18 protein-coding genes are annotated in these 20,400 nt (G+C 52.8%); 10 read left to right on the plus strand and 8 right to left on the minus strand.

The features are described from left to right. Positions 1-355: 355 nt before the first annotated feature. The 7 genes from R70331_RS25980 to R70331_RS26010 all read right to left on the minus strand — a co-directional run bounded on the left by R70331_RS25980 (position 356) and on the right by R70331_RS26010 (position 5,262). Positions 356-1,006 carry a response regulator gene (locus R70331_RS25980; RefSeq protein ID WP_042180683.1) on the minus strand — a complete coding sequence of 217 codons (651 nt, stop codon included), beginning with the start codon at positions 1,004-1,006 and terminating at the stop codon, positions 356-358. Between the two features lie 15 nt (positions 1,007-1,021). Then, positions 1,022-2,035: a sensor histidine kinase gene (locus tag R70331_RS25985; protein WP_231576527.1), complete on the minus strand. Its 1,014-nt coding sequence runs from the start codon at positions 2,033-2,035 to the stop codon at positions 1,022-1,024. A gap of 61 nt (positions 2,036-2,096) precedes the next feature. Further along, positions 2,097-2,744 carry a cell wall-active antibiotics response protein LiaF gene (liaF, locus tag R70331_RS25990; RefSeq protein ID WP_042180686.1) on the minus strand — a complete coding sequence of 216 codons (648 nt, stop codon included), beginning with the start codon at positions 2,742-2,744 and terminating at the stop codon, positions 2,097-2,099. Positions 2,745-3,025: 281 nt separating this feature from the next. Then, positions 3,026-3,730 carry a PspA/IM30 family protein gene (locus tag R70331_RS25995; RefSeq protein ID WP_042180689.1) on the minus strand — a complete coding sequence of 235 codons (705 nt, stop codon included), beginning with the start codon at positions 3,728-3,730 and terminating at the stop codon, positions 3,026-3,028. Positions 3,731-3,732: 2 nt separating this feature from the next. Beyond that, positions 3,733-4,224 (minus strand): PspC domain-containing protein, encoded by a 492-nt coding sequence (locus R70331_RS26000; protein ID WP_042180692.1) that lies wholly within the window; start codon positions 4,222-4,224, stop codon positions 3,733-3,735. A 4-nt stretch (positions 4,225-4,228) separates the two neighbouring features. Continuing rightward, complete coding sequence (locus R70331_RS26005; RefSeq protein WP_042180694.1) at positions 4,229-4,906, minus strand: PspA/IM30 family protein; 678 nt, start codon at positions 4,904-4,906, stop codon at positions 4,229-4,231. A 53-nt stretch (positions 4,907-4,959) separates the two neighbouring features. Then, positions 4,960-5,262, minus strand: coding sequence for a LiaF transmembrane domain-containing protein (locus R70331_RS26010; RefSeq protein ID WP_042180697.1), 303 nt, complete (start codon positions 5,260-5,262; stop codon positions 4,960-4,962). Between the two features lie 312 nt (positions 5,263-5,574). On the opposite strand from R70331_RS26010, the gene R70331_RS31295 reads away from it, so the two are divergent. The 6 genes from R70331_RS31295 to R70331_RS26040 all read left to right on the plus strand — a co-directional run bounded on the left by R70331_RS31295 (position 5,575) and on the right by R70331_RS26040 (position 15,134). Continuing rightward, a complete protein-coding gene (locus R70331_RS31295) occupies positions 5,575-7,428 on the plus strand; it encodes a glycosyltransferase (RefSeq protein WP_081947755.1) in 1,854 nt (617 codons plus the stop codon). Further along, on the plus strand, positions 7,425-9,887 hold the full coding sequence (locus R70331_RS32235) for an exosporium glycoprotein BclB-related protein (RefSeq protein WP_081947756.1): 2,463 nt from the start codon (positions 7,425-7,427) through the stop codon (positions 9,885-9,887). Before R70331_RS31295 ends, R70331_RS32235 begins: the two co-directional genes overlap by 4 nt. A gap of 211 nt (positions 9,888-10,098) precedes the next feature. Next, on the plus strand, positions 10,099-10,785 hold the full coding sequence (locus R70331_RS26025; protein ID WP_042180699.1) for a response regulator transcription factor: 687 nt from the start codon (positions 10,099-10,101) through the stop codon (positions 10,783-10,785). Further along, positions 10,782-11,813 (plus strand): sensor histidine kinase, encoded by a 1,032-nt coding sequence (locus tag R70331_RS26030; protein WP_052419224.1) that lies wholly within the window; start codon positions 10,782-10,784, stop codon positions 11,811-11,813. The genes R70331_RS26025 and R70331_RS26030 overlap by 4 nt, the downstream gene beginning before the upstream one ends. Before the next feature lie 91 nt (positions 11,814-11,904). Then, a complete protein-coding gene (locus R70331_RS26035) occupies positions 11,905-12,606 on the plus strand; it encodes an ABC transporter ATP-binding protein (RefSeq protein WP_042180701.1) in 702 nt (233 codons plus the stop codon). After that, entirely contained in the window at positions 12,603-15,134 is a 2,532-nt protein-coding gene (locus tag R70331_RS26040) for an ABC transporter permease (RefSeq protein WP_042180703.1), read from the plus strand. Before R70331_RS26035 ends, R70331_RS26040 begins: the two co-directional genes overlap by 4 nt. Before the next feature lie 401 nt (positions 15,135-15,535). Here the strand turns inward: R70331_RS26040 and R70331_RS26045 are convergent, their stop codons facing one another. Continuing rightward, positions 15,536-16,099 carry a GbsR/MarR family transcriptional regulator gene (locus tag R70331_RS26045; protein WP_042180705.1) on the minus strand — a complete coding sequence of 188 codons (564 nt, stop codon included), beginning with the start codon at positions 16,097-16,099 and terminating at the stop codon, positions 15,536-15,538. Positions 16,100-16,321: 222 nt separating this feature from the next. Between R70331_RS26045 and R70331_RS26050 the strand changes: the two genes are divergently transcribed. The 4 genes from R70331_RS26050 (at position 16,322) to R70331_RS26065 (ending at position 20,369) form a co-directional block, all read left to right on the plus strand. Beyond that, positions 16,322-17,203, plus strand: coding sequence for a carbohydrate ABC transporter permease (locus tag R70331_RS26050; RefSeq protein ID WP_042183270.1), 882 nt, complete (start codon positions 16,322-16,324; stop codon positions 17,201-17,203). 40 nt (positions 17,204-17,243) lie between these two features. Next, complete coding sequence (locus R70331_RS26055; RefSeq protein ID WP_042183272.1) at positions 17,244-18,080, plus strand: carbohydrate ABC transporter permease; 837 nt, start codon at positions 17,244-17,246, stop codon at positions 18,078-18,080. A 32-nt stretch (positions 18,081-18,112) separates the two neighbouring features. Then, on the plus strand, positions 18,113-19,462 hold the full coding sequence (locus R70331_RS26060; RefSeq protein ID WP_042180707.1) for an ABC transporter substrate-binding protein: 1,350 nt from the start codon (positions 18,113-18,115) through the stop codon (positions 19,460-19,462). A gap of 103 nt (positions 19,463-19,565) precedes the next feature. Next, positions 19,566-20,369, plus strand: a complete 804-nt coding sequence (locus R70331_RS26065; protein ID WP_042180710.1) for an HAD family hydrolase — start codon at positions 19,566-19,568, stop codon at positions 20,367-20,369. Positions 20,370-20,400 lie beyond the last annotated feature (31 nt).

The following is a 20,400-nucleotide window of genomic DNA, read 5'->3' on the forward strand; positions in this document are numbered from 1 at the left end:
GAATGAAATGTGCCTATTACTCGTTCGCAGGAGCCGGAACGCCCTCTATGCACAAGAGCCAACATAAAGGGAATATTCCCTTTATGTTGGCTCTAAAAACCTTCGATGAGCTACTTTAGAGGGAAAATTCCCCTTAAGTCCGCTTATCACGCTCGTTCTCGGCGAATATAAAGGGAATAATCCCTCTAATTTGGCTATCATCAGCCTATGTAGGGTAATTTAGAGGGAAAAATCCCCTTATGCCTACGAAAAACAGCCTTGTTAGCCGGAATTTGAGGCATTTCTGCCTCTCATTTCGCCTCCCAGCCGTGCCAAGCAGGAATACTCCATCCCGTACGAGGCCTGTGAGCCGAGTTCACTCCGCCAGTCCGTTCTTATATGCATAAATAGCCGCCTGGGTCCGGTCCTCGACACCCAGCTTGGCAAGCACGTTGGTGACGTGAAACTTCACAGTCTTGATCCCGATGATCAGCTGATCGGCGATATCCTGATTGGATTTGCCCTGGGCCAGCAGCTTCAGCACTTCCATCTCGCGTTCCGTGAGCTCCTTGTAGGCCGGAGCCTCTGCTTTGGCATTGTTGCGGAAGCGGTTCATCATCTTGGATGCAACCTGGGATTCCAGCACAGATTGCCCTCTGGCTGCAGCGCGGATGGCATCCGCCACCTCACTCGCCCGTGAGGTCTTCAGCAGATAGCTGAAGGCACCAGCTTCAATCACAGGGTACATTTTCTCATCATCCAGATAGCTCGTCAGCACGATAACCTTGCAGTCCGGGTACAGCTTGAGCAGCCGTTTGGTTGTTTCAATGCCGTCCATACCTTCCATGACCAGATCCATCAGCACCACATCCGGATTATATTCCTGGGCCAGCCGGATGCCTTCCTCACCGCTTCCGGCTTCGCCTACTACTTCTATACCTTCTTCTGTTCCAAGCACTGCGGCAAGTCCGATCCGCACCATTTCATGATCGTCCACCAGCAGAACTTTGATTTCTTCTGTTTCCATGGCTGCTCTTGCCTCCTATTCATTGACCAGCGGTACAGTAATTTCAATTCGCATCCCTTTACCGGGCGCTGTAATAAATTGTATGGATCCGCCGGTTTCTGCAATCCGCTCCTGCATATTCGACAGCCCGTATGAGGTCTGTTTGCTGTCATCCATCTCAAATCCGATGCCGTCATCACGCAGCGTCAGCCGGACGGCATCGCCCCTCCGGTGCAGCCGGATCTCCATCTTCTCCGCCTTGGCGTGGCGCAGGGTGTTCGATATCGCTTCCTGCACAATACGGAACAGATGGTTTTCAACCCCTTTAAGCAGCTGTACATCCGGATCCATCTCGAAAATAATCTCCATCGGCACCTTGATCTGCAGTTCCTTAATCAGCTCCTGGAGTCCCTGCTCCAGCCCTTTGCCTTCCAGATACACCGGCCGCAGATGCAGCAGCAGCGCCCGCATCTCAGACTGGGCCACCGCAGCCATCTCTTCGATCAGAGCAATCTGGCGCTGGGCCTTGTCAAAATCCTTCTCCAGCGTTCTGCCCACAGCCGTCGCAGTCATGGAAATGGCGAACAGCTGCTGGGATACGGCATCATGCAGCTCCCGGGCCAAGCGCTGCCGCTCCTCGATAATCGCCGATACCCGCGCCTGCTCGGCCAGCTTCGCATTGTTGGTGGAGAGGCGCTGCAGGGTATTTACCTGGTTCTCCCACTTGCCGCTGATCCGGCCAAGCTGTTCACCCAGCCGGCCAAGCTCATCGCTGCCTAGCACCGGCATTGCCGGGGTAAGATTGCCTTTTTCCCAGGCGACCAAGGTTCCGCGAAGCCGCTCCAGCCTGTGCTTGAAGCGAAAGCTCTGATAGAAGCCGAAGCAGACTCCGAAAACGACCGGCAGCAGAATCAGCGTTACTCCGGTACGGATTCCGATCTCCCAATTCTCAAAAGGCTGCAAATAACCGTATGTATACATAATGTACAAGAAAACCAGCAGCATGACAAAGGAGAATAACGCCCCTTCACCCATGCTGCGCGTCACCATGCTGCTGTTCTTTTTATCCACGTACAGGAGCCTCCCTTTCTCATTAAATGCCATGCTGCATTCAGGATATTCTTACATCCAGATCCCCCATCAGATAGGAAATACTGAATTTTACCTTTTGCTCGCTGGTATCGTAGTTGGCAGACTTCCAGTTCAGCCGGTTCATCATCCCTGTATCGCGGTGGCTGCCGAATTCAATCGAGCCGAACAGCACGAATGCCTCAATCTCTACGCCATAGTCCTCGGACAGATGAATATCTGCGTCACTGAAGATTCCCTGAAACAGCATGATGGTCTCCTTCTCCTCAGCCATTGCCAGTGAAAGGTCAACATCAACCTCGCCAAGCACATGCCATGCACTGAGACTGCGCATCACCCAGGGCGATAAATCCCAGTCGAACCGTGAAGAGAAGCCCTGCTTCTGCATAAATGTTTTTCCCTGCTGCAGCCGTTTCGATTTGACGTAAAACGCGCCGAGTGAGATGAGACAGATGCCCAGTACCAGCAGCAGATGATCCAGAAGCAGCAGCACTGCGCCGATTCCCAGCAGCTTATAGCCCTGCTTCACCTTGCCCGAGGTTGTACGGTATATCCCCATGAGCAGGAACAGGAGTGCAACAACGGAGAAAAATCCGATCCATTTGCCAAATATCATCAAGCAGCCCACGCCAATCAGTCCGATGGCAATCAGACGGTTCCGTTTATCCATAGCGCACCTCCTCAAAGTTTTGCGAAGCAAAACTATCTTCGTAAGCATTTTCTACGTTTTGCGAAGCAAAACTGTCATCGTAAGTCTAAACTTATATAGGAATAACAGAGGAATCAGATCCTCTGCTTTATTTTCAGCTTTAAAATAAATATAATCCGCAAACCGTAAATTCATTATAAAAGCGCATCCCGCTATAAAAGCCATACCGGTATGGTGACCCATACCGTATGGCTTTTACCTTGTTCAGCATATCATATCCGCCTGCTTTTTAGGAACAGGGATTAATCTTCTTTTTTGTCCAGAGACGGTGCAGATGGAGGATTCAATTTGTTCTTCAATGCGGCAAGCTGTTCTTCCACCTTCAGCTGCTTCTCAGCATCAACCGACTTGTTGTACAGGCCGGCAGACGGGCTGTAAGGGGCTCGCATAACGTCTGCTTCTGCTTCAAGCTGCATGATTTTCTCTTCCATACGGTGGAAGCCGAGAGATGCGCTGCCGCTTTCAATGGAATGCACGCTGCTGATCTGGGACATCTGCTTCTTGGCCTTAGCCATCTGGGCGCGGGATACCAGCTCATTGCGCTTGTTGCGCAGCTTGTAGAACTCATCCTTCATGTCGTGCAGCTGCTGCACCAGCTCCTTGGCCTGTACTTCTGCCTGGGCGTGAAGATCGCCGTATTCCACTTGCTTCTGGTCGAAGTAGATTTTTTCTTCCAGCAGCTTGCGGGCAACCTCCTCCTGACTATTCTTCAGTGCCAGCTCAGCCTGGGCTCCGCGCTGTCCGGACATTTTAGCTGCTTCCTCAACACGCTGCTTCATGCGGCGCTCGTTCGCCATCTGCTTGGCAACTGTAACCTCTGCTTCGTGGATCTCTGCCTCCATATCGCGCAGATACTGGTTCAGCATTACGATCGGGTCCTCTACTTTATCCAGCAGGTCGTTTACCGACGCCTTTGTCATATCCTTAATCCGTTGAAATACTCCCATGATTAAACTTCTCCCTTCTCGTATTTAGCAAGTTTTTGTTTGAGCTCTTCGACTTCTTTCTGCAGTGCCTTCTTCTCAATATCCTTCATCATGGCATCCAGGCCGGAATCCTGGCCGGGATAGCTGTTTGCTTTGTCATAGCCCGGGTTCGGGTTATAGCCCGGCTGTCCGCCGTGTCCGCCGTGTCCTCCAGGGGCGCCGTAGCCTCCCTGTCCCTGCGGGCCGCGTCCGTATCCGGGGCCGCCGGCATAGGGACCGCCATAGTGGCCTCCGGGTGCTCCGGGTCCGGGACCGAACGGATTATACTGCGTCGGCTCCTTTGGAATGATCAATGCTGCAATGAAATATACAAGTATTGTCGCGCCTCCGGTAAAGGGAATGCTGACGAGCAGCAGAATCCGGAACAGGGTAGAGTCAATGCCGAGTGTCTCGGACAATCCTCCTGCCAGCCCTGTCATTACCTTGTCGCGGCTTGAACGATACAATCGGGTCATAGCACTACTCCTTTCCGCCATTGTTAAGCTTCTCCTTGAGCTTAGCCATTTCTCTTTCCAGCACAGTTGCTACTGTCTCGCCGGCCTGCACCGCGTATTCCTGGCCCATGCGGCGCAAATCCCGCAGACTCTTGGCTTCCAGTTCCCAGTCATTCATCCGGTCTTCAAGCCGTCCGAACATTTTGGGAACATCGCTGCCGCTGCCGTAGGCAGTTGCCCTCTGGTTCATGCGCTGCTGAAGTCTCAATGACTCCATCCGTGCCGCATAATACTGGCGCTTGTTATATACTGTCTGATATTCAACCTTCAGCTCGTTCAGCTGGCTTTCCAGCTCATACAGCGATCCCTGGCTCTGTTCCAGCAGCCCGCTGTACTGCTCCAGCTTCTCTTCGTGAATAATTTTCTCCTGCAAAGCCATCTTTGCCAGATGGTCCTCACCGGCCTTGAGCGCCAGCAGCGCCTGCTCCTCACGTTTGTTTCTCATAGCTGTTGCCTGATTAACCTGCACCTGCAGCTGCTTCGTATGCGCAGCATACTGCTGGTACAGCCGCTCTGCTTCAGCGATCTCCTCACGGGTCGAATGTAAGAACTGATCAATCAGCTTCACCGGGTCCTGGCTTTGTTCAAGTCGTTCATTTAGATTAGCTACGGTAATATCCCTCATGCGGCGAAAAACACTCATGATTTCCTGCTCCCTCCCTGCTTCTCATTAAGTAAACTTTACAGCCTGTGTTCTTAGTATGTTCTGCCTCTTCTGCCTTTGAGCACCGAGATGCCCCAGACAACCAGCGCAACCCCGAGCAGTGGCCCGATGATCCAGGACAGCTTCGAGATTAAAGCCATGACACCGATAAACAATACGATCCAGCCGATAATTTTGCGCCCGCTTTTAATTCCGTAGTATCCGAGAGCCACAAGCAGTACCGGGAACAGGATTCCGAATATTCCATGGATCAGGTGGGGCAATACCCCGAGCAGCATAACCGCTCCAATCACAATCAGCGCAATAGCAAGTCCGTTACCTTTTCTATTCTGCATTTTTTCTCACCGCCTTTCGTTGACCTCGTTCTTATAGCTTTATTCTAGGGTAATCTGCAGACTTTCAAAACAGACCGCGGACGGTTTTACAAACTGGACCTTAGTCGGGGAGCATGCCGGACCGGCGATGACGGGCAAATGCCTTTTCAGCCTGAAATCCGCTTGCTATGCAGATAATTGCGCAGATAGATAAAATTATTTTTAAAAATTCTGCTTTTCCAGTGAAATAAGTCGATAATTGTCAAGCGTTTGTTCAGAGGTCTGTGATATATTGTGATAAAAGTCATACACAATAGAGTCCGGAGGAATTTGATGCAGACCTCGATAATTGTTCTCGCCCAGCAGCTCCCGCTGCTTAAGTCATGCCTTGCCAGCATTGACCTGTTCACTGCTTCCCCCTATGAGCTGATTATTATCAATGACGGCGGGGACCAGGAAATTAGCAGCTACCTGACTCTCTTCAAAAAAGCCCGCTCCTTCGCAACCAATGAACGCGTTGGTGTAGCCGCCGGCTTCAACTTGGGTGCCTCTATGGCTCAGGGGGATTATCTTATCTTCATACGCGATCACATGATCGTCTCTGAGGATTGGCTGGAAAGTCTGCTCGGCTGTGCACGCAGGTATCCTTCGGCTGCAATGATTGGTCCGGTCAGCAATGATGTGAGCGGTCCGCAAAAACTGCCGGTTGTATGCACCGTAATGGATCAGCTCGATCATATCGCCAAATCCTTCGCCCTCTCCAAAGCAGGACAAGCCAAATCAACCACACGGCTGCTCAGCCACCTGCTGCTTGTACGCAGTGAAGCCTTCCGGGCGCTCGGCGGATTCGATGAACAGTTCGGGCTGGAATCCTACGAGGATGATGACCTCTGTTACCGCGCAATTCAGGCCGGCTATAGTCTGCATATTGCTCTGGATTGTTTCGTCCGTTACATTCAGCCTCCCCCGCTCTTTCCGGACAACCCTGCATGGTACAGTACACAGCTGGCTGCTAACAGGGAAAAAGCCCGCCAAAAATGGGGATTCGACCTCACAAACACTCTATATGAAATGAAACGCAGGATTACAGTCAGCTTATGCATGATCGTCAAAAATGAAGAAGCTACCCTTGAACGCTGCCTGGACAGCGTACTTGGTCTGGCAGACGAAATCATTATTGTAGATACTGGCTCTACCGACCGCACAAAGGAAATTGCCAGCCGTTATACAGATAAGGTCGTGGACTTCACCTGGGTAGACGACTTCGCCAAAGCCCGGAACTATGCCTTCAGCCTCGGAACACAGGAATATCTGTTATGGCTGGATGCCGACGACGAGTTTCTGCCTGCTGACAGGGAAAAATTTGTAGCGCTTAAGAACGCCTTGGACTGGGACACAGATGCAGTCTCCATGAACTATAATCTCGCATTCGACGAACACGGCAACGTAACCTCCAGCCTCACCCGCAACCGTCTGGTCAAGCGGGAGAACGGGTTCCGCTGGTTCGGCGTTGTACATGAATATCTGGAGGTAAGCGGAAAGATCCACCGCTCGGATATCTCCGTTACCCACGGCAGAGTTCACGGGAATTCTGACCGCAATCTGCAAATATATGAAAAGCGCTACACGGCGGGCGAGATTTTCTCTACCCGTGATATATACTACTTCGCCAATGAGCTGAGAGAGCATAAGCAGTGGGAAAAAGCGATTTCCTTCTATGAAATGTTCCTCCAGCAGGTCGACGGCTGGGTGGAGGACAAGATTAATGCCTGCGGCAGTCTTTCTGACTGCTTCCGCGAGCTTAACAGCCTCCAGCAGGCCAAAGCCAAAGCTCTTTATTCCTTCTCCTTCGATCTGCCGCGTGCAGAGAACTGCTGCCGGATCGGGAGCCTCTACATGCTGGAGAACGATTATGCCAAGGCCATTTACTGGTACAAGACGGCAAGTGAGCTGGCTAAGCCTTTGGATAGCTATGCCATACTTCAGCATGCCTGCTGGAGCTGGCTGCCTCATCTGCAGCTTGCGGTCTGTTATGACCGGATCGGCCAGTACGAACGGGCCTGCGCCCATAACGAGGCAGCGGCGGAATTTATCCCAACGGACAGCAAAGTGCTGGCGAACAGGGCGTATTTCGAATCCCTGGGCGTTGCAAGACAATCATATACTTTAGGGGGAAGCAACAAATGAGCAAAAAGCAACCGGATATCCAGTACACTGAGATCCGCATGGATCAGGTGAACGCCAAAAGGGATATCAAGCCTGTACTTATGAAAACATCAATGGCGGTTATGGTGCTCAGCCAAACAGCAGGACTGCTGCCAAGCTTCGGACTCGGCAGCACGGGTGTTGCCTCAGCTGCAGAGAACAAAGGCTTTAACGATGTAAGCAGCAGCTCTTGGATGTACAAGTATGTCATGAAAATCGCTGCACTGGGCTTTGCCGAAGGGGATACCACCGGTAATTTCAACCCGAAAGCTCCGTTGACACATCAGGAGGCAGCCATTATGGCACTCCGTTTCCTTGGCGTTGATGCTCCAGCCCCGGCTGCTTCCGCTTCTTCATTAGAAGTAAGTGACTGGGCGAATGCCTGGGTGCAAACTGCTATTAATGAAGGATTGATTAAGCCTGAAGAAGAACTGGCAGCAGGCTGGGGTACCCAGAACGCCAGCCGCGAGTGGCTTACACGGCTTGTTGTCCGCCTGATTGACAAGGAGAATGAAGCCCTTGCCTTAACCAGCGAAGCTCTTCCCTTCAACGATGAGAACCAGATTGCAGCGTGGGCAACCGGCTATATCAATGCCGCTTCCCAATTAAAGCTGGTGCAGGGCTTTGAGGACAAGACCTTCAGGCCTTCCGCCGATGTAACCCGTGCCCAGGCTGCAGCTATTTTCAGTCTGGCAGAGCGGTATGCCCCGGTTGAATCAGGCACTGTGGCCCGCGGTAAAATCATCAGTGTGACTGGCGGCAAAGTCGGTGTACTGACAGAGGCTAACCAGACTATCAATCTGACTGTTGACGGCACGACCCTTATATTTGGAACAAACGGAGAAACGGCATCTGCTTTGGCTGTCGGCCAGCCTATTACAGCTATTTACAGCAACGGTATTGCTTCCTATGTTGAAATTGCTGATATCAGTAAAGCGGAAATTACGCTGCCAAAAGGAGCCACTGGGGCTGCCGGGGCAATTGGTGCCACTGGGGCTACGGGTGCAACGGGGGCTACTGGCGCGACTGGAGCAACAGGCAGTGCAGGGTCTTCCGGCGGGCAAGGTGCAGTAGGCGCAACAGGAACTGCCGGAACTCCGGGACCTGCCGGAGAAGTTGGCGCGACTGGAGCAACGGGGGCTACCGGACCTGCGGGCGAGGTTGGTGCCACTGGTGTTACCGGGGCAACTGGAGATACCGGGGTTACCGGGGTTACCGGAGCGACTGGGGCGACTGGGGTTACCGGAGCGACCGGAGATACCGGGGCTACCGGCGCGACTGGGGTTACTGGTGCTACTGGAGATACCGGGGCTACCGGCGCGACTGGGGTTACTGGGGCGACTGGGGCGACTGGGGTTACCGGAGCCACTGGGGCTACCGGGGCGACTGGGGTTACCGGAGCCACTGGAGATACCGGGGCGACTGGGGCTACCGGGACGACTGGGGTTACCGGAGCCACTGGAGATACCGGGGCGACTGGGGTTACCGGGGCGACTGGGGTTACCGGAGCCACTGGAGATACCGGGGCGACTGGGGCTACCGGGACGACTGGGGTTACCGGAGCCACTGGAGATACCGGGGCGACTGGGGTTACCGGGGCGACTGGGGTTACCGGAGCCACTGGAGATACCGGGGCGACTGGGGTTACCGGGGCGACTGGGGTTACCGGAGCCACTGGAGATACCGGGGCGACTGGGGCTACCGGCGCGACTGGGGTTACCGGAGCCACTGGAGATACCGGGGCGACTGGGGCTACCGGCGCGACTGGGGTTACCGGAGCCACTGGAGATACCGGGGCGACTGGGGCTACCGGGGCGACTGGGGTTACCGGGGCGGCTGGGGCGACTGGTGTTACCGGAGCCACAGGTACCACTGGTGCCACTGGTACAACGGGCGCCACTGGAGCTAACGGATCTGCCTCCACTTCCTTTATTGCCTTCTCGTCAGGAACACCGGCTACGATGCAAACCCAACTGGGCGGAAATCAAGGCAAGGCAGCTTTGATTGGCTTCGGCAACAATCAGAGCTACGATTTCACAGGTTCAACTATTGATGTAACCAATAGTGCCAATACTGCCTTTTCTGCACCGGCTGATGGAACCATTACATCCCTTAGCGGATATTTTTCGCTGAGTAACGCTATGACTTTGATAGGCAGTACGATCACAATTACCGGACAGCTATACGCCAGTACAACACCTAATAATATATTCACTCCTATTTCTGGAGCCACTGTAACACTTGCACCTTCAATGACAGGAATTCTCGCGGTCGGTACAACAATGAACGGCATCACCACCGGGCTCAGTATTCCGGTCACAGCCCAAACCCGGCTTATGATGGTCTATACAGCCACAGTAGTCGCCGGTATAGACACCGCAACAACCATTAACGGTTATGTCAGCGGCGGCCTTGCAATTAATACCCAGCAGACTCCTTAATAGCGGTAATCCGGCAGTTTAATCCGTCCTCATCTTATAACATTCATCTTTAAGGCTGTCATGCCGCAGGATATCTGCGGTGCGGCAGCCTATTTATGCTGCTGAAGCGCCGGCCGGTGTGCCGGAACAGCTTGCAGAATCCGGAGCGAACCCCACATAATATGGTAATGAAACAGCATTCATCAGAATGAAGCTGTAAGGAGGCCTCCTCTTGAACACCCTATTAATCGTCGAAGACGACCGCAGCCTGAACAAAGGCATTGCCCTCTCCCTTGCCCAGACCGGTCTGCAAATCGAACAAGCCTATACACTGGCTATGGCTGAGCAGATTTTCGATACTACCAGGATTGATCTGGTCCTGCTGGATATTAATCTGCCCGACGGAAGCGGCCTGGACTATTGCGAGAAGCTGAGGAGAAGCTCACAGGTGCCGGTTATTTTTCTGACTGCCAACGACATGGAGCCGGATATTGTAACCGGATTTGCCCTTGGCGGGGATGATTACATCACGAAGCCGTTCAGCCTGATGGTGCTGCGGGCCCGGGTAATGGCTGTACTCAAACGGACTGCTCTGCAGGCTGACGAGGTCCTCACGTTCGGTGCACTGAGCCTTGATTTCGGAAAGCTGGAATTCTATAAGCACCGGGAACCATTGGCTTTTAGCAAAACAGAGCTTAAGCTGCTGAACATCCTGGTCTCGAATCCCGGCAGCATTTTAAGCAGAGAGCAGTTAATCGATAAAATCTGGCTGCAGGACGCGGAGTTTGTGGATGAGAACGCCCTGACTGTTGCGGTAAAGCGGCTGCGCGCCAAGCTTGAGGATGATCCTGCCTCACCCAAGTACATCAAAACCGTCTACGGCCTGGGATACACCTGGGCGGAAAGGCCACACTTATGATTAAAAGCACTGTCCGGCATCCCCGGCGGCTCCGTTATCTTTTTTCTGCGGTATTATTGCTTCTATTAATAGGTTATACCGGAACCGTGTTCTATCTTGAAGGGTTCAGTGCGGCACTTCTGCAGCTTACCCTGCTCTTCCTGATTGCCGTGCTCGGTACGGGTGCTATATATACCCGTATGCTGCAGCGGCAGATTACAGGCTTCATGGATACGATGGATGAAATGGTGGAACGGGCGATTCACGGGCAAGAACCACTGACCCTTTTTGAAGAGACCCGGCTGTCATCGCTTGAGCATAAGCTCCTGCGCTATATTGAAGTGGGGAAGGCGAACGAGCATAACCTTGCAGCCGAAAAGAACATGATCAAGGAGCTGATCTCCGACATCTCGCATCAGACCAAAACACCCCTTGCAAGCATCCTGCTCTACAGCCAGCTGCTTGCGGAAACACCGGATCTAAGCCCGGACACCCGGCAGCTGCTGGAGCAGATCGAGGCCCAATCGGAAAAGCTGGAATGGCTCATAACCTCGCTCATTAAGCTGTCCAGGCTGGAGTCGGGCATGATCCGATTGCAAAGTGAAGTAAGGCCGGTTGCCGCAACCATTACCAGCGCCCTCTCCCACCTGTACACGCGCGCAGGCAACAAAAACATCATCATTAACATAGACTGCGACCCGCTTACGTCAGCCCGCCACGATTACAAGTGGACCAGTGAAGCGCTGTTCAACCTGCTGGAGAATGCTGTGAAATATACGGAGCCGGGCGGCAGTATCCGGATTACGGCGGAGGGCAATGAAATGTTCACCAGGATCGAGGTTGCTGATACGGGAATCGGAATTCCGGAGGACGGGCTGGAGCATATTTTTAAGCGCTTCTATAGAGGGCATAATGCCAGGGAGGTTGAGGGGATCGGAATCGGGCTTTTTTTGGCGCAAAAAATCATTAGTATCCAGGGCGGCTACATCACAGCAGCATCTCAGCCAGGTCAGGGAAGCAGACTTACGATATATCTCCCTCAGCTCTGAATGTGTCAATTCCGTCAGATTTCAGACACTGTCCGGTTAGAATGGTCTGCTATCTTAGAGGACAACCACGAATGATGGAGGAGATACGCAAATGCCTATTTTAAGCATGGAAAGCCTGAAGAAATATTACGGCAAAGATCCGCAGACTACGGTAAAAGCACTGGATGATATATCCCTGACGGTAGAAAAAGGTGAATTTGTCGCCATTGTCGGCACCAGCGGCAGCGGAAAAAGCACTCTGCTGCATATGCTGGGCGGTCTGGACCGGCCTACGGAGGGCAAGGTAACGGTGGACGGAAACGAGCTTTTTGCGATGAGCGATGAGAAGCTGACGATTTTCCGGCGCCGCTCGGTCGGGTTCGTCTTCCAGAGCTATAATCTGGTGCTGATCCTGAGTGTGCTTGACAATATTACGCTTCCCATCGAGCTCGACGGCGGCAGAATTGACCGGACGTACCTTGATGAGGTCATTCAGGCGCTGGGTCTGCAGTCCAAAATCCACTCCCTCCCCGGAAGTCTCTCAGGCGGTCAGCAGCAGCGGGTCGCTATTGCCAGAGCGCTCGCTACCAAGCCGTCGATCATTCTGGCGGACGAGCCGACAGGCAATCTGGACAGCAAAACCAGCCAGGAAGTGCTGATTCTGCTGAAGCAAATGAGCGAAAAGTTCAACCAGACCATTGTCATGATTACGCACAACGAATCCATTGCCCAGATGGCTGACCGGATTATCCGCATCGAGGACGGGCGCATTGTATCCGGAAATGCAACACCATCTGGAGCTGGGACACTATGATTGCCAACAACAACCGTAAGATCGTAACCCGCCTCTCACTCCGGAGCCTGCGGGTAAGTCCGCTGCGCAACCTGGCTGTCATCTCCGCTGTGGTACTGACGACTCTGCTGATTACCTCGATTTTTACGATGTCGCTCAGCCTCAACAAGTCAATGGAACTAACAATGATGAAGACAGTCGGGACAGATTTTCACGGCAGCTTCAAACGGGTGAGTCCTGAGCAGATAGAGATATTAAAGCAGCATCCAAGCGTTAAGGAATACGGCGTTGTGCTGCATGCCGGGCTTTTGCGCAATGAGGTGTTCCGGGAAAGTGCGGTAGAGGTTAAACGGATTGATGAGGCTTCCGCCAGACATAGCTTTATTCATTTAATTGAAGGAGGCTTGCCGGAAGCTGAGAATGAGGTTGTGCTGAGCACCTGGGTGCTGGATAAGCTCGGTATAAAACATGCACTTGGTGAGCGGGTACAGCTGGACATAGATATTACTGAGCGTGTTCTCAAGCAGGAGTTTGTCGTGTCAGGCTATTACGAAGCGGATAAAAATCTGGCGATCGCAGGGCTGGCCTTCGTCTCCGATGCATGGGTGCAACAAAACATATCAGGGATCGATCCGGCAGATTCTGAAGCCAGCGGCTCCTATGTAAACACCGAAGAGATGAGCGTAATGTTCAAGAATGCCGTCGATATTGAAAAAAAGCTGGATAAAGTGCTCGCCGATACAGGTGTAGATAGGCCAACTGGAGTCAACTGGGCCTATACGACCTCTTCCCTGTCTGATAACCTTATTGAATTTGTGCCTTATGTAGCTGTTATCTTCATTATTATGCTGAGCGGGTATTTGCTGATTTATAATATTTTTTACATATCGGTTGTGCGTGATGTGAAGTTTTACGGTCTGCTCAAAGCGATCGGGACGACACCGAAGCAGCTCAAACGGATGATCAGAATACAATCACAGGTCTTGTATCTGATCGGGCTGCCCTTCGGCCTCGCTGCAGGTTATGTAATCGGACGGCTGCTTACGCCGATGATGAACACCTTTTCCAGTGAGACTATGGAAGCCGCTTATTCCGCCAGCCCGTGGATTTTCATTGGAGCCGCCCTGTTCGCTTATCTGACGGTATGGATTGCCGCCGGCAAGCCCGGCCGGATGGCCGCGCGGATTGCGCCTGTCGAAGCAGTCAGGTATACGGGAGTACAGGCAAAGCGGCGGAGGAACAAACGCTCGAAGCGCGGAGGCCGGCTGCATGTCATGGCCTTCACGAACCTGTTCCGCAGCAAAAAGAAGCTCACCCTCATGCTGACCTCACTTTCCTTGAGCATAGTACTGTTCAGTATTATTTTTACGGTGATAGGTTCGCTTGATGTGAATAAGTATCTTAGCACGTTTCTTTCCGGGGATGTGGTGATCCGCAATGAGAAAATAGAAACACATGAAGGTGAGCGCCCGGGTGATCCTTATAAGCTCTCGGAAGCATTCAGCAGTGAATTGGCGCGGATTGACGGCGTGGAGAGTGTGGAGAAGGTTTACTACTATTATGACATTCATGATATGGATGAGAAAATACGTGCTGTATTGCAGCCTTTATCAGAGACAGAGCCGCCGGAGCCTTATCTTACAAGCCTGCTGGAGCAGAACTCCGTTTATCTGCAATTGTACGGCATCGATCCCGGGTGGTATGACCTGGTGCAGAAGGATGTTATTGAAGGGCATTTCGACCTGCAGAAATTCGCTTCGGGTGACTATGTGCTGGTGGCTCAATCGCTCATGTGGGAGGAAGACACTTATACCTCTTACTATCATCCCGGTGATATGATTGAGTTTAAGAATCTTGGCAAAAGCTATGAGGTCATGGCTGTGATGAATTACGATGCTCTCTATGCTGCGACGACCCAGTCTTACTCAACGTATGGATTTAATGCGTTTTTTCCGTCATCCGAATTGACCAGAGAGCTTCCGGCGGGGACCAACCCGCCATGGGCGCTGTCAGCAACGCTGCATATTGACCCGGACAAGCTGTATAGTGCAACAGAGGCTGCCAAAACGCTTGCTGCACCCAGCGATGAGCTGGTGATTAAATCGAGAGAGGATTACCGGCAGGAGCTGGACGGATTTATCCGGGTTTTTCAGATTATCGGCTACGGCCTGAGCTTCGTTATTGCGTTGATCGGTGTTCTTAATTATATTAATACAGTCGTTACGGGCGTTATTATGCGGAGAAATGAATTCGCCCTGCTCGAGAGCATCGGCATGACCAAACGCCAGCTCAAAAAAATGCTGATCTATGAAGGAATGTACAATGTCCTTCTGACCACAGCCATTACCTCAACCCTTGGTGTCTTTCTCACTTATAGCATTGCAAAGAGCATTGCGGGCAACACAGCTTTTACCGTATTCCGCATGAGCTGGCTGCCCTTTGTACTGGTCGTCCCGGTGCTGGCTGTCATTGCTTACACGGTAACCCTGAGCTCGTACAGGATGCTGAGTAAGGATACGCTGATTGAACGGCTGCGGCAGGGGGAATAAGCTTAGCATTCTGAAAAACAAATTTATCCGCCCGCAGCCCTCATTGTGAGGAGAGCATATAATTAAACAGGCAGATTCGTATGGACACGGGTCTGCCTGTTTTTTGTCGTCTGCTTGCGCAGTATAGTTAAATGGCACTCTCTATAAGGGATAGCTGCACTTTCTGCTACTAAAAACAGTAAATAGGGATGTTAAAATCATATAACTGCACTTCGTGCAACTAAAATTGCCCGAAACGGCCAAAACAGAAGATTTAAGCCCATATAGTTGTGCAGAGTACACTTAAACCGGAGGTAGGAAGAAAAAAAGTCGATATAGCTGTACAAAGTGCAGCTAACCTGCAATAGCAGACTGGGTAAGGTTCAAATTCCCGCAGAAAAATTAGCACAGCATGCCTTGACTCAAGGCTGCTCCGCAACCGGTCCGCCGAACAGCTCCCCGTTCTTCAGCCCGTCAACAAACTGCTGCAGCCAGCTGTAATACTCCGTCGCATGCCGCAGCTTCTCCAAATCCCGGGCGCAGGACAGCCGTTCCTCTTCAGGCGTATCTCCCGTCTGTGCCAAAATTTCCAGCTGCGGGATTACCGCCCCCATCGCCTCCTGCATCACATCAATCTCACACTGCAGCTTCAGAGTGAAGAAGTTACGGAACGCCTGAAAAAAATCCTTCTCTGCCACATAGAGGTCCTTCCGCTCCCGTTTCTCTTCGAGCTTAGTTACCATCTGTGCGGACATCAGGGAGCGGACACCGTAGCTCATGTTGCTTTTACTCATATTCATTACCTGCTTCATTTCCTCCAGCGTCATTGGCTTGTCCTCAAAGAACATTATCCCGTACAGCTGTCCAAAGGAATAATTCGCCCCGTACAAATCCATTGTCTGCGCGATTGCATCAATCATCGTGCGCAGCAGCTGCTCCCGTGGAGATAACTGCCCGTTGTCTTCACTAAATGCGGCCTGCTTCATTCGCTGCACCTTCACTTTTCATTAGTGTTGTTGTCTCAGCATTACATAAAACGGGAATAAGCCGGGTGTATTTCAACAAATTTTACACAATTTCCGAGCCTGCTTTACCTCCGGTTGACCACACGCTGTCTTGTCCAGTGTACAATTTTTTTTGAACAGAGAATGTATTCACCTGCATTATACCGCAAAACTAAGCTCACGGAATGGGGTATCGGAACGAAAATGACACGAAATAAGGTAATAAGCGGTTTAAAGCCCGTTCTTTTTACGCTGCCGGCGATGATACCCTTTGTACTGTTCTGGCTGGCACCGCTGATCTATGTGCTGTATCTCAGCTTTACTGAGTGGGATTTCATGAGTCCAACCAAAACCTTTGTCGGGCTGCAGAATTATATCGACCTTTTTGGCAATCCGGCTTTTTACAAAGCGCTCAGGGTTACGGTACTGTTCTGCATCGGCAGTGTGCTGCCGGTTATCGCCATAGGCCTGGGGCTGGCCCTTCTCATGAACCGCAAGCTGAAAGGCTCCGGCTTCTATCAGGCGCTGCTCTTCTCTCCCTGGGTTACGCCGACTGTTGCTGTATCCATCGTCTGGTCCTGGATCTACGAGCCTGAAGTCGGGCTGGCCAACACGGTGCTGAATACTCTCGGCCTTGAACCGGTCGGCTGGCTGCAGGACCCCAAGTGGGCACTCTTCGGCGTGCTGCTCGTAACGGTCTGGAAATCCGCGGGCTGGGCGATGATCTTCTATCTCGTAGCTCTGCGTAATGTTCCTTCCGATCTGCTGGAAGCAGGCGAGCTTGACGGGGCCGGCGCTGTGCAAAAGTTTGTCCGGATTACGCTGCCGATGATCTCACCGACCACGCTGTTTCTGTTCGTGGTGCAGATGGTTCAGGCGCTCCAGGCCTACGATCAGATTAACGTACTGACACAAGGCGGTCCGTCCGGCTCAACCCGTACGCTGCTGTACCTGTATTACCAGTCTGCTTTTGAGTCCTTCCAGATCGGCGAGGCTTCCAGTGTGGCTGTAGTACTGGTGTTCATCTGTATGCTGCTGTCAGTACTGTCGCTCAGCATCAGTAAACGGACGACGCACTATCAATAAATCGTTACATCTAAGGAGGTCATTCCACTTGCGCACGAGTATGCTCTCACGGCTGGGCGGACCGGCCCGCCATGCTTTCTTCGCCGTACTGGCGCTGCTGATGGCCTTCCCGTTCTACTGGATGGTCACCAGCGCCCTCAAAACCAATGATGAAATCTGGGCCTCCCCGCCGACACTCTGGCCTGCGGCTCCGCTCTGGGGGAATTTCGCCGAAGCCTGGAATGAGGCACCGTTCGCCAGATATATGGGCAACAGCATTCTGGTCGCCGGATGCATTGTCATCCTGCAGATTATCAATTCCGGCATGATGGCCTATGCGCTGACCCATATGAAATTCCGCCTGAAGGGCATTTTCGCGGGAGTCATTCTATTCGGCTATATGGTACCTGCTACGGCAGTCTATCTGCCCAGCTATCTTGTGCTGTCCGAACTGAATCTGCTCAACAGCTACGGCGGGCTGATTCTCTCCAACTGCGTTAGCGTATTTGCAATCTTCCTGATCCGGCAGGCCTTCCTGCAGGTATCCCATGAGCTGGTCGAAGCCGGCGAGATGGATGGGGCATCGCATATGCGGATTCTGTGGACAGTGCTGGTGCCGGTGACAAGGTCCTCTTTTGCCGTAATGGCACTGATCACCTTCATCGATCATTACAACAATTATTTCTGGCCGATGCTGATTACCAAGGACCCTGCCCTGCAGCTGGTCTCCGCCGGTCTGCGCAGCTTCTTTGTGGAAGGAGGTGCTTACGGATTGAAATGGCCGCTAATCATGGCCGCCAGCGCCTTCACCATCGCCCCCCTGCTGCTTGTTTTTGTGCTGGCACAGAAAACGATTATGCAAAGTGTCAATATGACTGCAGGCTCCAGTAAAGGCTAAAATACTATTTTCTAATAAAGAGGAGAATGATGATGAACGTCTCATTGAAAAGATTGTCCGCACTATCCGTAATTGCCGGAATGACCGTCCTAACAGCTTGCGGTGCAAACGGCGCCGCCAATCAGGTTACAGAGGCCAGCAGTGCATCATCAGCTCCCTCCGCAGCAGCCCCTGCTGCCCAAAGCGAGCCGGTAACGATTGAATTCTGGTATGGCCTGGGCGGCAAGCTCGGTGAAAATATGGAAGCACTCATTCAAAAATTCAACGCCTCCCAGCAGGAGGTTACCGTTAAAGGCATCGTGCAGGCGGATTACACAGAAACCCAGCAGAAGCTCCAGGCGGCGATCGCTACCGGGCAGGTTCCGGCGGCCGTATTGTCCTCGAATGTGGACTGGGCGCGCAAGGGATATTTCGCAGAATTGGATCAGCTGATTGCGGCGCAGCCCGATTTCAATCCGGATGATTTCGTACAGACCTTCCTGAACCAGGGCAAGGTTGACGGCAAACAGTATTTCCTGCCGATGTATGGCACAACACAGGTGATGTATTACCGTCAGGATGCTTTTGCGAAGAGCGGAATAGATGCCAGCCAGATCAAGACCTGGGAGGATCTCGCTGCCGCAGCTGAGAAAATGACGGTTAAAGAAGGCGGCAAAACAAGCGTCTACGGCTGGGAGCCGATGTGGGGCTCCGGCAATATGATCGACGCGGTGCTGAGTAAAGGCGGCAGCATTCTAAGTGAAGACGGCAAGACCGTTACCATTGACTCTGCTGAGTGGACTGAAACGTGGGATCTGTTCCGCAAATGGATTCATGAGGACCAGATTATGCGCATTCATTCCGGGGGACAGGGCTGGGAGTACTGGTACAAAACGATTGATGACGTAATGAAAGGCCAGGCGGCCGGCTATACCGGCTCAAGCGGTGACCAGGGCGATCTGGACTTCAGCATCGTAGCGGCAATGGAACAGCCGGGCTGGGCCGGAGTCGGCGAAGGCAAACCGGTAGCCGAAGCTATTCAGGCCGGTATCCCTGCAAAAGCAAGCGATGAAGAGAAACAGGCCGCGCTGAAATGGCTGGCTTACTTTTCAAATTCGGAGAATACCGCCTTCTGGTCGATCAATACCGGATACATTGCGGTCCGCCAGTCTGCCCTGGAAGATCCCGCGTTCATCTCGTTCAGCGAGACCAACCCGCAGATCAAAATTCCGCTGCAGCAGGCCTCTCATGCCTCCGCTCCGTTCCAGGACCCTACGGGCGGCAAAATCAATGATGCACTGAAAATTGCTGCGGATAAGGTGCAGATCGAGAACATCCCGGCGGCTGAAGCGCTCAAAGAAGCACAGGCTACTGCACAGGCAGCGCTCGATAAGGTGAAGTAATCCGGGGCAATAGCGGACTCGCCTGACTCACAGATTAATCCCGTAAATATACAACGATGTAAATCATCAATGACGTGAATTACAAATAAAGGAGGCCGCAGCCGTGCCTGAGCTGATTACCCCGCAGGGGAATTACAGCATATCCGCCATCCTGTTTGACAAGGACGGTACCCTGCTCGACTTTGTCTCTCTTTGGGGGAGCTGGAGCGAATGCCTGCTGATGCATTTTACCCGGCAGCTGGAGCTGCGCGGCCTTACATTTCCCGAGCCTTACCTGAACAGTCTGCTGGGAACAGTCCATAACAGCGAAGGCCGGATTACCGGCTATGACCGCAACGGTCCGCTCGCCATGGGCACGATGAACGATCTGTATGCCATCCTGGGCTGGCAGGGCTACCTGCTGGGCCTCTCCTGGGCAGAGTCGATGGAGCTGGTAGAAGCCTGCCGCCGGGAGGCGGACGCCATGCTGGAGCATAGCCGTCCCGTTCTTCCGCTGCCCGGCCTGCTCCGATTCCTGGATGAATGCGCTGCCGGAGGCGTAAAGATGGCCGTAGTGACAGCGGATGAAACCGAAGCCGCGGAGAAGCATCTCCGCTGGCTCGGCATCCGCCATTATTTCTCGGCCGTGATAGGCACCGATCAGATCGAGCGCGGCAAGCCGTTCCCCGATATGGCCCTGCTGGCCTGCAGACAGCTTGGGGTCCATCCCTCCGCTGCAGCCGTAATCGGCGATACGAACGGTGATATGCGCATGGCCAAGGCCGCAGGCGCTGCGGCTGCCATTTCCATTGCACCGGATGCCGGAGCTGCTGTGCCGGGGGATTCTTCGGCCAGAATTCTATTCGCTCATGTGCTGCCCGATGCTGATACCGTTGTACAGTCTTATGAGGAGCTGGCTTTTAAATAGGCAGGAAATGATGCTCAAGGAGGCGAGTCTT

Source organism: Paenibacillus sp. FSL R7-0331, assembly GCF_000758645.1.
GTDB classification, from domain to species: Bacteria; Bacillota; Bacilli; order Paenibacillales; family Paenibacillaceae; genus Paenibacillus_AQ; species Paenibacillus_AQ camerounensis.